This window comes from Acidimicrobiales bacterium (assembly GCA_033344915.1).
GTDB lineage: Bacteria > Actinomycetota > Acidimicrobiia > Acidimicrobiales > Aldehydirespiratoraceae > JAJRXC01.
The window spans coordinates 2,509,380-2,523,301 of record JAWPML010000001.1 but is presented as its reverse complement, the minus strand read 5'-3'; the positions used below and the strand labels follow the sequence as shown (position 1 = coordinate 2,523,301).

Genomic DNA, 13,922 nt, shown 5'->3' with positions numbered 1-13,922 from the left:
CGCGCTCACGCTAGCCAGCCGACCTCGCGGAGCAGCGCGCCGATCGCGTCGCGCATCGCATCGAGGCTCAGGTGCTCGACCGCGATGCGCCGGTTCTCCTCCAGCCGATCGAGGTCCGGATGCGCCAACGCCTCGGCCAACGGACCGGCATCGTCGGTCGGATACCACGACAGCCCGAGGGCGCGGAGCTCTCGGCTCACCGGATAGTCCGCGACCGCGGCGGGCACCCGATGGATCGCGGCCTCGACGGGCGGGTTACCGAAGCCTTCCCACAGCGACGGGAACAGCACGGCGTCCGCCGCGCCGTAGAGGTCGACGGCCGACTCGCCGTTCGTCCCGCGGACCACGGGGCACGTCGCCGTCGACAGGATCCGGGCGAGTTCGTCGTCGTAGCCGTCCTCCGCAGGACCCCAGAGCCAGTAGGTGCCCCCGAGTTCCTCGGCCAGCCGGACCGCGGTGGGCACGTCCTTGCGGGGAATCGCCCGCACCGGATGGGCGAGCAGCAGCGCGTCGTTCGCGACGCCGAGAGCCCGGCGCACGCCGGCGCGGTCGGCGCCGCCCGTGGCCGTGGGGAAGCCGTTGTAGATGCACGTCGCGGGGATGCCGCGTTCGGCCATCTGGTCACGGGTCAGGCGATTGATGGTGACGTGGCGCCACGCCGGGTCGACGAGGGGAAGCTCGGTGACATGGGCCCAGTGTTCGCGCTGCCACGGTGGATCGTGGTGGTGCATGACGGCCGGCCGACCGGCGAGCACGGCGGCCGTGAGCCGCGCGGCCGGGAGGTTCAGCGGGATCGTGCAGAGGTTCTCGACGACCACGAGGTCGGCGTCCGCGAGCGCCGTCTCGAGCTCCTCACGGGTCGGCGGATCCGTCGCGTCGATCGCGAGCCCGGGTACCGTCCGATCGACGGGCCCGTCCCCGGCCACGGTGCGCACCGAGTAATCCAACTGCTCGAGCGCCCGCTGCCAGTTGCGGGCCACCACCGACACGCCGTCCGCCATCCCGAGACGGAACGACACGATCGCAGCGCTGGCCATGGACCACACGATGCCGGGAGATCCGGTCGACCGCACCTCCACGCTGCGTCAGGCGGTGCACGAGGCGATGCTCGCCGCCTGGGTGGACGAGGGGTACACCGCCCCCAACACCGACGTGTACCCCTGGCTGTGGCTCTGGGACAGCTGCTTCCACTCGCTCGTCTGGCTCGCGCTCGACGACCCGGCCCGCGCCCGGCGCGAGCTCGACTCGGCCCTGTCCACGATCGACGACGCGGGTTTCGTCGCCCACATGGGCTATCAGCTCGACCCGGAGCGGTCCGTTGAGCTGTGGGGCCGGCGCGGCGCGTCCTCGATCACCCAGCCACCGATGTTCGGACACACGATCGCGGCGCTGTCCGGCGCAGGGGTCGACGTGCCCGCCCCGCTGCTCGACGCGGCGGCCCGCGGGGTCCGCTTCCTGCTGTCCGAGGCCCGTTCGGTCGACGGCCTGGTCGGGATCGTCCATCCGTGGGAGAGCGGCTGTGACGACTCGCCCCGATGGGACGATCTGGGGCCCGGCGATCACTTCGACGTCGCCCGCTGGCGGACCCACAAGAACGACCTGCTCGCCACCGTCGAACGGGGACCCGCGGGGGAGCCACTGCAGAACCCGGCCTTCCGGGTCGGGTCGGCCGGGTTCACCGCGCTCACGATCTGGAACGCGTTGGAGCTCGCCTCGGTGACCGACGACGGTGATCTGCGCGACCTGGCCACGTCGCGCATCGCCGCGCTCGACGCCCGCTTCGACCGGGACCGCGCGGTGTGGGCCGACACGGGCGCGGCGGCCGACGGATCCGGTCGGGCCCGCACGGCCGACGCTCTGCTGCCCCTGCTCGTCACCGACGACGACGATGCCGCGGCCCGGGCCGTGGCCGCGCTCGTCGACGAGGACGGGTTCGCTGCGGCCTACGGGCCCCGGGGCGTCCACATCGGGGAACCCACCTACGACGCGGGCGCGTACTGGCGGGGCCCGGTCTGGCCCCAACTCGCGTACCTGCTCTGGGTCGCCCTCGACCGCCGCGGTGCGTCCGATGCCGCCGAACTGGTTCGTTCGACCACGGTCGCCGGCGCGATCAGCTCCGGCCTCGCGGAGTACTGGGACGGGGAGCGGGGCACCGGCCTCGGGGCGATCCCTCAGTCCTGGACGGGACTGGCGCTGGTGCTCGACACGTCGGGCTGATCGCGCAGATCGACCGTTTCGCGGAGGTCGATCGCCTCGACGGGATCGCCGGTGAGATCGATGCGCTCCTCGTGCCACCCCATGGCCTCGAGCGCGGGGAGGGCGCTGACCGGAAGCCGGCGGCGGCGACGCTGCAACATCAGGTTCGCGACGAGATCGGCCAGACCCACGACCATGATCAGGTCACCGATCGACACGACCTGGTTGGTCCAACGCACCGGGAAGGTGTCGCCCAGGGCGGGCAGGATGGTCGAGTCGGTCTCGATCTCGCGGGCCCCGGTGAGGGTGACGCGGGGGAGTTCGTCGGCGGTGATCATCTCGGCTTCGACCAGGGCGTCGCCCCGCACCGGCATGGCGCCGTTGAGCACGACCGGCAACAGGTTCAAGACGATGCCCAGCGCGATCACCAGCATCCCGACGAGATGGACGTTCACGACGGCGAAGAAGAGGCCACCCACGAGGCCGACGAGCGCGATCGCGCCGGCCAGGTCGGTGTCGACGAGATCGACGAAGAGGCTGCAGCCGACGGCCACCGCCAGGAACTCGGGGTGGCGCACCTTGGTGCGCGCGATCGACGCCAGGCGGCCTCGGCGTAGGAAGCCGAACACCACGCCGACGACCACCGCGAGGAGGATCGGGGCCACGGACACAGCCGCGAAATTACCAGCCGGACCCCTCCGAGGTGCCGATCATCGGCTCGCCGTCCACGCGCGTCACCGAGCAGTGCATCCCGCGATAGCGCGCCGCGTCGTCCTCGAAGTCCTGTCGCCGGGGCACGATCACGTCGATGTCGAGCTCCGAGACCTCGTATTCGTTGCCGACCCACTCCGCGAATCGTCGGTAGCAGACCTGGAGTGCGTAGTCCCGAAGGGCGGGTTCGCCCGGATACGGAGACGGGTGCTCGGCGGGGTAGGTGAACCGGTGGAACACCTCGAAGTGGTGGGGCTCGTCGCAGGAGAGTTCGGCCGTGATGGTGTTCGGTCGTCCGTCGATGAGACCGTCGACGCGATCGAAGCAGTCGCCCAACTGCAGATTGAACTGGTTGATCGGGGCGCCCGGGACGTCACTCGGGGCGAGTTCGTCCGGGTCGGTGGTCGTCGTGGTGGCGTCGACGCTTCGCCGGCGCGCGGCCTCGAGTTCCTCGGCGGCGAATTCCGCGGGGTCGGCACTGGCCTCGTCGCCCCCGTCGTCACCACACCCGGTCAGCGCGAGCACCGCCGCGAGGGCGGCACCGGTGAGGAGTCGAGCGCGTCTCATCGCAGAGACGCTACGGCAGTCAGCCCGCCGGGAGCGCGCGATCGAGCGCCTCGAACGCGAACCACAGGCAGTATCCGGCCGGGAGCAGGCCCACGCTGCGGACCGCGACACGGCGCAGTTTCTCGGCGAACAGGTGGCGGGCCAGGTAGCCGAAGCCGATCCAGATCGCCGTCGCGACGACGAACCAGATCACGGCGGCGGGAATCGCGTCGCGCTCACCATCGAGTCCTTCGTCGAGGTCCGATGCCGGGACGGTCCGCGGACCCGACGCAGGGTCGGCACCGGCCTCGTCGCCCCCGTCGTCGACCTCCTCGCCGGGGAGGGTCGGGGTGGCGTCGCCGCCCACGAACTCCGCCACGAGGGCGGGCGCGAAGTCGGGAAGGGCGGCTGGTTCGTCGACGAGCTCAGCGGCGACGATGATCCGCTGGCGTGAGGACAGCTTCGGGTGACAGGCCGTGAGCGTCACGCGGTTGTCGAGGAAGTCGCCGAGCACCCAGGTGGCCCCCGGTCGCACGATGATGTGCCCGTCGCCCGAGCTGTCCACCGTGTCGAGCTGCTCCGGATACGCGTCCGCCGGCGCCATGACCCGGTAGGTGAAACGCCCGAGCACGCCGGTGACGTGGATCTCGTCGCCGGGGCGGAGCTCGTCGATGCGGTTGAACGGCGCGCCGTAGGTCGTGCGATGGCCGGCGATCGCGGTGTTGCCCGCGGTGCCCACCGACGCCGTGTCGGGATAGTGCCCCGGGCCCTTCCGCAGGTCCGCGACCTGCACCCCGTTGACGACGATCTTGTCGACCCCGATCGACGGGATCTCGATTCGGGCCGTGGCGTCGCCGCCCTCCGGGAAGAAGTACTGCAGGACCGTGGGGTCGAAACCGCCCGGCAGTGTCGATGTCGGGGCCGGAAGGTCGGGCGTACCGTCGGTGCCGCCCGCGTCGATGACCGCCGGCGGGTCGGTGTCACCACTGTCGGCGAACAGGGCGAGCTGGCTCTGGGCGAGCGCGAAGGTGTCGTCGAAGTCGTCGCGGAGACCGTCCTGGGCGCGAGCCTCCTGGATGTTGGTGCCCCACAACTGGAACACGACGAAGAGCAGAACGACGACCCCTGCCGTGATCAGGCCACGGCCGATTGCACCGAGCACGCGCGCTCTGTTCGGTGGTTCTGCCATACGGCGAAACTATCGGCGGGGCGGGGCCTGTCCTGAGCGCTCGGCTCCGCGACCGTTTTCCCCGCTACCGTTTTCGCCGTGTCCATCGTCCGGCTGCGCGCCGCCGTCGCCCTGATCGGCCGCTTTCCCGCCCTTGCGGGGATGGATCTCGACGTCGACGGTGGCGAGGTCGTGCTCATCCAGGGGCCGAACGGGGCCGGCAAGTCCACCCTGCTGCGGCTCTGCGCCGGGTTGTTGCGACTCGAATCCGGAGAGGGCGAGATCCTCGGTCACGACCTGAGGACGGATCGCCCGCTGATCCGCCGTTCGGTCGGACTCCTCGGCCACGACACCGCGCTGTACGACGACCTCACCGTGCGCGAGAACCTCGACTTCTGGGCCCGGGCGAGCCGCGTGGACGTCGCCGGCGTCGACGCGGCGATGGAGCGCCTCGGGGTGCCGAGCCGGCTGCACGACGTCGCGGTCGGCCTCCTGTCGGCCGGGCAGCGCCGCCGGGTCGCGCTGGCCGCCGTCGTCGTGCGCCGCCCCCAGCTGTGGCTCCTGGACGAACCGCACGCCGGGCTCGACCCGAGCGGACGCGACCTCGTCGACCGGCTGGTGGCCGATGCCGCCGCGGCGGGGGCAACGGTTCTCCTCTCCTCCCACGAAGTGGACCGCACCCTGGACCTCGCCACCCGGCGGGTCACCGTCGCGGGCGGAATGATCACGGGGGACGCGTCCGATGTTCGCTGACGCCCGCCTCGTCGCCGCCAAGGACCTCCGCATCGAGTGGCGCTCGCGGATCACCGCGTCGCAGGTCGTGCCCTTCGCTTTCCTGGTCCTCGTGTTGTTCGGCTTCGCCCTCGACGCGAATCGTCCGGTTCTGGACGCAGCCACGGGTGGCCTTTTCTGGATCGCCGTGCTGTTCGTCGCGATCGTCGCGGTCCAGCGCTCCACCGCGATCGAGACGACGGACGGGGCGCGCCGGGCCCTGCTCCTGGCCGGCGTCGAGCCCGCCGCCGTGTTCCTCGGCAAGGCCGCGGCCGTGGCCGTGCAACTCCTCGTGGTCGAGGCGGTGATGGTCGGCGGCATCGTGGTGCTGTACGACGCGTCCATCGAGTCGTTCGGCTTGCTCGCCGCGACGTGCGTGGTCGCGACCGTTGGGATCGCGGCGGCCGGTACGCTGCTCGGCGCGCTGGTCGCTGGTGTTCGGGCGCGGGAGACGGTTCTGCCGATCCTCCTGCTTCCGGTCCTCGCTCCGGTGTTGATCGGAGCCACCCGGGCGTTCGACGACGCTCTCGGCACCGTGGCCGTCGACGGCTGGGCCTGGCTCGGTCTGCTCGCCGGGTTCGGCGTGATCAACATCGTGCTGGGAGCATTGGCCTACGGCGTGCTTCTCGAGGAGACCTGATGACCGCCCCCGCCCCCGCCCCCGCCCCCGCCCCCGCTCCCAGCCACACGGGCAGCCGCACCACCCGGCTGCTCGGTATCGCCGTCGTGGTCGGCGTCGTCGCGCTCGTGCTCCTCGGCTTCTTCGCCGCCCCGGAGGACGACGAACAGCAGGACGCCGTCCGGATGATCTTCGTCCACGTCCCGTCGGCGATCTTCACCTATGTCGCGTTCGTCACCACGGCCATCGGCTCGGCGATGTGGCTCCTGCGCCGTTCCGTGTGGTGGGACACCGTCGCCGGCGCCGCGGCGGAGATCGGTGTGCTGTTCTGCGGCCTCACGCTCTTCACCGGCTCGGTCTGGGGCCGCCCCACCTGGAACACCTACTGGGACTGGGGCGACGTCCGCCTCGTCACCACGCTCATCCTCCTGCTGATGATGATCGGTTACCTGTCGGTCCGGTCGCTCGGTGGCGACGAACGGGCGACGGCCACCCGGGCCGCCGTGATCGGTGTGCTCGCCGCGGTCCTCATGCCGATCGTGAACCGCTCGGTCGAGTGGTGGGAGAACAACACGCTGCACCAGCAGTCGTCGCTCACCGACGGCAACCTCGAGGACATGACGCTCTTCACGATCGTCGTCGGACTCGTGGTCTGGGGTCTCTTCTTCGCCTGGTCGCTGATTCACCGGTTCCGCATCACGTGGCTCGAACGGGAGCTGCGGGTCAGCGATCTCGATCTCGCCCTGCGAGAACGGCGGGCCGAAGGCCGCGCCGAGGAAGGAAACTCGTGACCCATCTCGGATATCTCCTCGTCGGTTGGGGCGTCAGCCTCGGGGTCGGCGCGGCCTACGCGACGAGCCTGATCCTGCGGGGCCGACGACTGTCCGCCCGCGTGCCGGCCGAGCGCCGCCGCTGGATGACGACGGACGACGCATGACCGAGACGCTGACCCCACAGGCCCCGCGCCCGGGACGAACCCGCGGGCGACGCTGGGTCCCCGCCGCGATCGCGGGCATCGTCGCCGTGCTCATCGTGGTGCTCGTGTGGAACCTCTTCACCGGCACGCTGTTCTTCTACAACGCCGACGAGGCGATCGAACGACGCGACGAGCTGGGCGACGACCGGTTCACGCTCCAGGGCACGCCCGTCGGCTGCTCCATCGTCGAGGGCAGCCAGGACGACGAGCCGGTCACCGCCTTCACCGTGAGTTTCGGCGGCGCCCTGGTCGATGTCGTCCATCGTGGTGAGCCCGCCGAGCTGTTCGAGGGCGGCACACCGGTCGTGCTCGACGGCAACTGGGTCAACGACGCACCCGACGTCGTCGGCTTCGACGGGCTTGCCGACGACGGCTGGTACTACTCGTCTGATCGCATGCGGGTGAAGCACGACAACGACTACATCAACGACGAGGAATACGAGGACCGCCTCGAGCAGGCGGCCGCGGCCGCCGCAGCCGGGGACTGCGCGGCGTGAGCAGCGCCAACGTCGGTGCCGCGTTCGTTGCCCTCGGCGCCGCTGCGGCGATCGTCGGCATCGGCGTCGTCACCTTCGGTCTCCTCGGCCTCCACCGGCGCTGGTGGCGCGATGCCCGCGGGCTCGCCTTCGCCACCCTGGCGCTGTCCGGAGCGTCCATCGTGTGGATGGAGCGGGCGCTCATCAACCGGGACTTCACGATCCGCTTCGTCGCCGAACACGGGTCGCACCAGACCTCTTCGATCTTCAACGTCGCCACGATGTGGTCCGCCCTCGAGGGATCGATCCTGTTGTGGACGTTCATCCTCTGCGGGTATCTCGTCGCGGTCGTCGTGAAGTTCCGTGACCGCCGTGACGACCCGATGATGGGCTTCGCCCTGCTCACGCTCTTCATCGTCACCGCCTTCTTCTTCCTGCTGATGGTCGGCCCGTCGGCGCCGTTCCGGTCGTTCGATCCGGTGCCCGGCTACGACGGACCCGGCCCGAACCCCCTGCTCCAGAGCCACATCCTGATGGCCTTCCATCCGCCGATCCTCTACCTCGGCTACGTGGGCTTCACCGTGCCGTTCGCCTTCGCGATCGGCGCGCTGGCCACCGGTCGGGTGGGGGAGGGGTGGCTGCTGGCCACCCGCCGCTGGACCGTCATGGCGTGGGGCTTCCTCACCCTCGGCATCGTGCTCGGTGCGTGGTGGAGCTACGAGACACTCGGCTGGGGCGGCTACTGGGCGTGGGATCCCGTCGAGAACGCCTCCTTCCTGCCGTGGCTCACCGGCACCGCGTTCATCCACTCCGTGATGGTCCAGGAGCGGCGCGGGATGCTGCGGGTCTGGAATCTCTCGCTCGTCATCGCCACGTTCGCGCTCACGATCCTCGGCACGTTCATCACCCGCTCCGGTGTGCTCGAGTCCGTCCATGCCTTCAGCAACTCGGGGATCGGCCCGATGCTGCTCGGCTTCTTCGCCCTCATCGTGATCGTGTCGCTCGTGCTCATCGGGTGGCGGGGCGATCAACTCCGGTCGCCCGGCCGCATCGACTCGCCGGTCTCGCGCGAGGGCGCCTTCCTCGCCAACAACGTGCTGTTCGCGGCGTTCGCCTTCGTGGTGCTGCTCGGCACGATCTTCCCGCTGATCGTCGAGGCCATCGACGACCGGACGATCTCGGTCGGCAACCCCTACTTCGACCGGATGACGATGCCGATCGGATTCACGCTGCTGTTCCTGATGGCCATCGCCCCGGTGCTGCCGTGGCGCAAGGCCTCCTCCGGCGTGCTCGGCGACCGCCTCATCTGGCCGGCGTGGATCGGCGTCGGGTCGATCGTCTTCTCGGTGCTCGTCGGGGCGCGGGGTTGGGCGCCGCTGCTCGCCTTCGGGCTCGGCGGATTCGCCGGCGGCGCGGCGCTGCGCCAGGTCGTGCTCGCCACCCGGCGCCAGGGATGGCGGGGACTCGTCGGTCGCACGAACGGCGGCATGGTCGTGCATCTCGGCGTGGTGCTGATCGCCGTCGCCTTCGCGGCCAGCAACGCCTACGTGCGCCAGGCCGAGTTCGAGCTCGGCGTCGGCGAGACCGCCTTCTTCTCGGGTCATGAACTCACCCATCTCGGCCTGTCCGAGACCGAGTACGGGAACCGCATCGAGACCCGGGCCCGCATCGCGATCGACGGCGGCCAGGCCTACGAGCCCGGTATCGCCAACTATCGGTTCACCGGCCGCAACATCGGGATCCCGTCGGTGCGCTCGACGGCCTTCGACGACGTTGCGCTGTCCCTCCAGGCGTTCGACCTCGACGAGGACACCGTGGTGCTGCGTGCCACCGTGCAGCCCCTGATCGTGTGGTTGTGGATCGGTGGGTTGGTGATGGCGCTCGGCACGCTCCTCGCCGTGGTGCCGGGGAAGCGGCGGCGGCCGACCGCGCCGGTGTCGTCCCCGATCGGCGAGACTCCGGAGATGGAGCCGGCATGAGCGACGAGCCGACCGCGTCCACGCCGAGCGGGGTCGCCCTGTGGATCGTGCTGCCGATCGGCGTCCTCATGCTCGCGTTCATCGTGCTGCTGGCCACGCGGGACACCAACGAGAGCGGACTGACCATCGTCGATCTGGATGGTGAGCTCGCCCCCCGCATCGTCGGCACGACCATCGACGGAGACGAGTTCGATCTCGACGACCTCCGCGGCCAGTTCGTGGTCGTGAACTTCTTCCAGACCACCTGCGTGCCCTGCATCCAGGAGCACCCGGAACTCATCTCGTTCCACGAGGCCTACGCCGCCAGCGGCACGGCCACCGTCGTGTCCGTGGCCTTCGACGACCAGCCGGACAACATCCGCGAGTTCTTCGAGGAGTTCGGAGGAGCCTGGCCCGTCATCGCCGAGGACACCGGTCCGGTGGCGGTCGACTACGGCGTCGCGCTGGTGCCGGAGAGCGCGATCGTCGCCCCGACCGGCGAGGTCATCGAGAAGCTGATCGGCGGTGTCACCCGCGCCCAGATCGAGCAGGTGATCGCCGAGTGGCAGGCGGGCGACCCGTGAGTCGTCGCGCCCTCGCATGGCTTCTCGCCGCGATGGTCGGGGCCGGCGCCTTCCTGTACGGAGCCGTCGACGAGGGCGGGCCCCGCACCAACGACGATCGGGTCTATGCCATCGCGAAGACGATCGGCTGCCCGGTCTGCAGCGGCCAGTCCGTCGCCGAGTCCGACGCGACCGTCGCGAAGAACATCCGTCTCGCGATCGCGGTCTGGGTGCAGGACGGTCGGTCGGACGAGGAGATCCGTAGCGACCTGCGGAGCCGGTTCGGCGACGATGTCGACTACACGCCCTCGGCCGACGGCATCACGAGCCTGGTGTGGATCCTCCCGGTCGTGGCGGGGGCGGGAGCGGCGGCCGGGTTGGTCGTCGTGTTCCGCAAGTGGAAGCGCGAGGGCGACCTCGAGGCGTCGGCCGCGGACGCCGCGCTCGTGGAGGACGCGCTCGCCGCCCGGGACGACGTCTGATGGCGGATCTCGAGGCCGCCCGCCGCGAGGAGCGCGACTTCCTCCTGGCGTCCCTGCAGGACCTCGAAGCGGAGTACGCCGCCGGCGACCTCGACGAGGCCGACTACACCGCGTTGAAGTCGGACTACACGACGCGGGCGGCGCGGGCGATCCGATCGATCGAGCGGGCGGAGTCGACGATTCCGACCGAACGCCGGGACTGGCGTCGGGTCGCGCTCTGGACCGCCCTCGTCGTCATCGTCGCCGGCCTGGCGGGCCTGTGGCTCGCGGAGTTCTCCGGGAGCCGCGGTGTCGGCGAGTCGACCACGGGCGACATCCGGCGCAGCGTCCGCGAGCGGCTGTTCCAGGCCCAGCAGGTGCTCGGCACCGATCCCGACGAAGCCATCGAGATCTACGATTCGATCCTCGAGGAGCAGCCGGCCAATGCCGAGGCGTTGGCCTATCGGGGGTGGCTCACCCGCCTCGGTGGCGACCCGGAGGCGGGCCAGTCGTTCGTCGAACAGGCTGTGCTCGCCGACCCGACGTATCCCGACGCGCTCGTCTTCGCCGCCTCGATCGCGCTCGAGCTCGACGATCCCGACACCGCCGCCGCCCGGCTCGCCCAGCTCGATGCGATCGATGCGCCCGCCTACATCGCCCAGCTCGTGCAGGGGCAAGGGCTGCGGATCGCCGTCGCCGAGGCGCTGCTGGCGACCGGCGAGCCGGATTCGTTCACCTCCTCCGGTATGACCGTCGCCCAGCTGAACCACGCGGCGGAGTCCGTCCTGACGTCGGACCCGGAGCGGGGCATCGCGCTCTACGACATCGTGCTCACCCAGCGTCCGGACGACACGGAGTTGCTGACGTTCGCGGGGTTCTACCAGGCGCTCGTGGCGCTCGAGGTCGGCAACGAGGCGCTTCCGATCATGGAGCGCGGCTACGACGACCTCTCGCGGGCTGTCGACCTCGCGCCGGACGACCCCCGCGCCCTCGTCTACCGGGCCTTCGTCGGCTTCTACGTCGACGAGCTCGAGCAGTCGAGAGCCGACCTCGCGGCCTACGACGCGTTGGACGCGGGGCGTGAGGATCTGGACGCCTTCATCTTCCGATTCGGGCTCCGTGAGGCCCTGGCGTGACCACGCGGAGCGCTCGTCGCGACGTTACCGGCCGGTAGAAAACCGGCCGGTTGATGTGCCTTCGGGCACGTCAGGGGCAATACTGACCGGATGGCTCGACTGCGCAAGCTTGATCTCGGTCGCCTCTCCATCCTGGTCGTTCTGCTGATCGGGACCGCGGCGATAGTGACGAAGGACCAATGGGATTGGATCTTCGAACCCGATGAGGCGGAGACCCAGGGTGTCTCCGCGGAGACCCTGACGATCGACGACGACGCCGTCGAGCGGCTCTATCGCATCTCCCCGAACAACGGCAGCGCGGTCAGCTACACGGTCGAGGAGAGCCTCGCGGGCAGCGACAAGGTGTCGACCGGCGTGACGCATGTCGTTGCGGGCGACATCATCATCAACACCGAGGATCCGGCGTCGAGTCAGGTCGGCGAGGTCGTCGTCAACGTCGAGATGTTCGACTCCGACTCCAGCCTGCGCGACAAGCGCCTCCGCCACGACTTCCTCGAGTCCACCCATTGGCCCTTCGCCCGCTTCGCGGTCAACGCGATCGACGGGCTCGATGTCGACTTCACGGACGGCGAGACCTACGACGTCTCGCTCACCGGCGATCTGACGGTCAAGGAGACCACCTCGGAGGAGACCTTCACCGGCACGGTCACCGTGACCGGCGAGCAGCTGGTCGCGTCCGTGTCCGCGGAGATCCTGAGCTCGACCTACGGCGTCGGGCCGATCAACATCGCCCGCCTCGCCCAGACCAAGGACGAGGTGACCCTCACGTTCGAGCTCGTCGCCGATCGGGTCGCGGTCGGCTCCGAAGCCGACGACGGCGAGCTCGAGACCGACATTCCGGAGTTCGCCGTGGCCGGGGGCGCCTTCGCCGACACCGTGCAGCCGATCCTCGAAGAGAACTGTGTGTCGTGCCACATCTCCGGGGGACCGGGCTGGGACACGCTTGCCTTCGACACCGCGGCCGATGCGGCCGAGGTGGCCGAGGACATCGCGCTGGTCACCGAGATCCGGTTCATGCCGCCCTGGTTGCCCGGTGGTGACAGCCCCGCGTTCGAGCACGACTGGTCGCTGAGCGACGACGAGATCGCCACGATCGGTGCCTGGGCGGCCGACGGCGGTGGGCTGGACGTCGCCCCCGACACCGAGCTCGTCGCCCGCGGCCAGGCGATCATCCCGATCGAGGAGGATCAGGTCATCGTCCCGCGTGACGGTCCCTACACGACCGAGGTCGACGAGGCCGGTCAGCCACTTCTGGCCGACGAGTACCGCTGTCAGGTCCACGAGGTCGACGACCCGGAGGGTGACGGCACGTGGATCAAGGGCTACGAGTTCCGACCCGACCAGAAGTCGATCGTCCACCACTCGATCATCTATCTCGCCCCTGAGGCCGCCCTCGACGAGATCGCCCGCAAGTCCGCCGAGGACGAACGGCCCGGTTGGACCTGCTTCGGCACGTCCAACCTGAGTACCGACGGTGTGGGGAACATGGGCGGTTGGGCTCCGGGTCAGGCGCCGACGGTGTTCCCCGACGGCTACGGCCTCTTCATCCCTTCGGGCTTCATGGTGATCAACCAGATCCACTTCCACCACGACTACGAGGCGCTCGAGGACAACTCCCTGATCATCCTCGACGAGGCCACCCCCGAGCAGATCGACGGCATCACCGGCATCGCCGGCTCGAGCTATCTCACGCCGGCCGAGGTGCCGTGCACGCCCGAGGAGGAGGCCATCGCCGCCGAGCGCGAGGCGACGATCGACGGCTACGTCAACCTCTGCGTCCGTGAGAACGTCATCGAAGAAATCCGCGAGAAGTACGACAACTTCGCGACGTTCATCCCCAACGCGCTGTTGCTGCAGTGCGGGGGAACGGTCGACGACTACGACGATCTCGACGGTTCGATCGGCTACAGCTCGTGTGATCTGCGGGCCCGCAACCCGGGCACGATCTACACCGTGCTCGGACACATGCACGAGTTCGGCGATGCCTACCGGATGACGCTCAATCCCGACACGCCGGAGGAGATGGTGTTGCTCGACATCCCCGACTGGGACTTCGAGTGGCAGCTGAACTACGACCTCGTCGAGGACGTGGAGATCACCCGGGCGGACACCATCCGCTTCGAGTGCTGGTGGGACCGGACCCGCGTCTATCTGCCCGAACCGCGCTACATCACGTGGAACGAGGGAACGGTCGACGAGATGTGCTTCTCGTCCGTGACCGTGCTCCCCGAACCGGGCGACCACGGCTCGGTGACCCCCATCGGGAGCTGACGCGCCCTCGCCGGCGCGGCATCCTCCGCACGATCCGTCGCGGCGTCGACGCGTCCGCTAGCGTCCTCGA

At 69.8% G+C, this 13,922-nt stretch carries 15 protein-coding genes; 11 read left to right on the top strand and 4 right to left on the bottom strand.

Going from position 1 to position 13,922, the window contains the following annotated elements; all coding sequences use genetic code 11:
* Nucleotides 1–5: 5 nt before the first annotated feature.
* Entirely contained in the window at nucleotides 6–1,037 is a 1,032-nt protein-coding gene (locus R8F63_12300; protein MDW3219382.1) for a glycosyltransferase family 4 protein, read from the bottom strand.
* Here R8F63_12300 and R8F63_12295 point away from each other — a divergent pair.
* On the top strand, nucleotides 1,036–2,217 hold the full coding sequence (locus R8F63_12295) for a hypothetical protein (protein ID MDW3219381.1): 1,182 nt from the start codon (nucleotides 1,036–1,038) through the stop codon (nucleotides 2,215–2,217). The two genes, R8F63_12300 and R8F63_12295, sit on opposite strands and share 2 nt — an antisense overlap.
* Here R8F63_12295 and R8F63_12290 read toward each other — a convergent pair.
* The 3 genes from R8F63_12290 to R8F63_12280 are packed head-to-tail and all read right to left on the bottom strand — an operon-like array spanning nucleotide 2,172 to nucleotide 4,615.
* Nucleotides 2,172–2,861 carry a DUF5317 family protein gene (locus tag R8F63_12290; GenBank protein ID MDW3219380.1) on the bottom strand — a complete coding sequence of 230 codons (690 nt, stop codon included), beginning with the start codon at nucleotides 2,859–2,861 and terminating at the stop codon, nucleotides 2,172–2,174. The two genes, R8F63_12295 and R8F63_12290, sit on opposite strands and share 46 nt — an antisense overlap.
* A gap of 16 nt (nucleotides 2,862–2,877) precedes the next feature.
* Entirely contained in the window at nucleotides 2,878–3,474 is a 597-nt protein-coding gene (locus R8F63_12285; protein ID MDW3219379.1) for a septum formation family protein, read from the bottom strand.
* Nucleotides 3,475–3,493: 19 nt separating this feature from the next.
* Nucleotides 3,494–4,615: a sortase gene (locus R8F63_12280; protein ID MDW3219378.1), complete on the bottom strand. Its 1,122-nt coding sequence runs from the start codon at nucleotides 4,613–4,615 to the stop codon at nucleotides 3,494–3,496.
* Between the two features lie 105 nt (nucleotides 4,616–4,720).
* Here R8F63_12280 and ccmA point away from each other — a divergent pair, with 105 nt between their 5' ends.
* From ccmA to R8F63_12230, 10 genes are all read left to right on the top strand, one after another.
* Nucleotides 4,721–5,374 carry a heme ABC exporter ATP-binding protein CcmA gene (gene ccmA / locus R8F63_12275; protein ID MDW3219377.1) on the top strand — a complete coding sequence of 218 codons (654 nt, stop codon included), beginning with the start codon at nucleotides 4,721–4,723 and terminating at the stop codon, nucleotides 5,372–5,374.
* A complete protein-coding gene (locus R8F63_12270; protein ID MDW3219376.1) occupies nucleotides 5,364–6,032 on the top strand; it encodes a heme exporter protein CcmB in 669 nt (222 codons plus the stop codon). Before ccmA ends, R8F63_12270 begins: the two co-directional genes overlap by 11 nt.
* Nucleotides 6,032–6,802, top strand: coding sequence for a cytochrome c biogenesis protein CcsA (ccsA, locus tag R8F63_12265; protein MDW3219375.1), 771 nt, complete (start codon nucleotides 6,032–6,034; stop codon nucleotides 6,800–6,802). Before R8F63_12270 ends, ccsA begins: the two co-directional genes overlap by 1 nt.
* The gene (locus R8F63_12260) at nucleotides 6,799–6,948 is read left to right on the top strand and encodes a hypothetical protein (GenBank protein MDW3219374.1); all 150 of its coding nucleotides are present in this window, start codon (nucleotides 6,799–6,801) and stop codon (nucleotides 6,946–6,948) included. The genes ccsA and R8F63_12260 overlap by 4 nt, the downstream gene beginning before the upstream one ends.
* The gene (locus R8F63_12255) at nucleotides 6,945–7,484 is read left to right on the top strand and encodes a cytochrome c maturation protein CcmE (GenBank protein ID MDW3219373.1); all 540 of its coding nucleotides are present in this window, start codon (nucleotides 6,945–6,947) and stop codon (nucleotides 7,482–7,484) included. The genes R8F63_12260 and R8F63_12255 overlap by 4 nt, the downstream gene beginning before the upstream one ends.
* Nucleotides 7,481–9,442 (top strand): heme lyase CcmF/NrfE family subunit, encoded by a 1,962-nt coding sequence (locus R8F63_12250; protein MDW3219372.1) that lies wholly within the window; start codon nucleotides 7,481–7,483, stop codon nucleotides 9,440–9,442. Before R8F63_12255 ends, R8F63_12250 begins: the two co-directional genes overlap by 4 nt.
* Complete coding sequence (locus R8F63_12245; GenBank protein ID MDW3219371.1) at nucleotides 9,439–10,005, top strand: redoxin family protein; 567 nt, start codon at nucleotides 9,439–9,441, stop codon at nucleotides 10,003–10,005. Before R8F63_12250 ends, R8F63_12245 begins: the two co-directional genes overlap by 4 nt.
* Nucleotides 10,002–10,466 carry a cytochrome c-type biogenesis protein CcmH gene (locus tag R8F63_12240; GenBank protein MDW3219370.1) on the top strand — a complete coding sequence of 155 codons (465 nt, stop codon included), beginning with the start codon at nucleotides 10,002–10,004 and terminating at the stop codon, nucleotides 10,464–10,466. Before R8F63_12245 ends, R8F63_12240 begins: the two co-directional genes overlap by 4 nt.
* Nucleotides 10,466–11,581: a hypothetical protein gene (locus tag R8F63_12235; protein ID MDW3219369.1), complete on the top strand. Its 1,116-nt coding sequence runs from the start codon at nucleotides 10,466–10,468 to the stop codon at nucleotides 11,579–11,581. Before R8F63_12240 ends, R8F63_12235 begins: the two co-directional genes overlap by 1 nt.
* 90 nt (nucleotides 11,582–11,671) lie before the next feature.
* Nucleotides 11,672–13,852, top strand: a complete 2,181-nt coding sequence (locus R8F63_12230; protein ID MDW3219368.1) for a YceI family protein — start codon at nucleotides 11,672–11,674, stop codon at nucleotides 13,850–13,852.
* The last annotated feature ends 70 nt before the right edge of the window (nucleotides 13,853–13,922 follow it).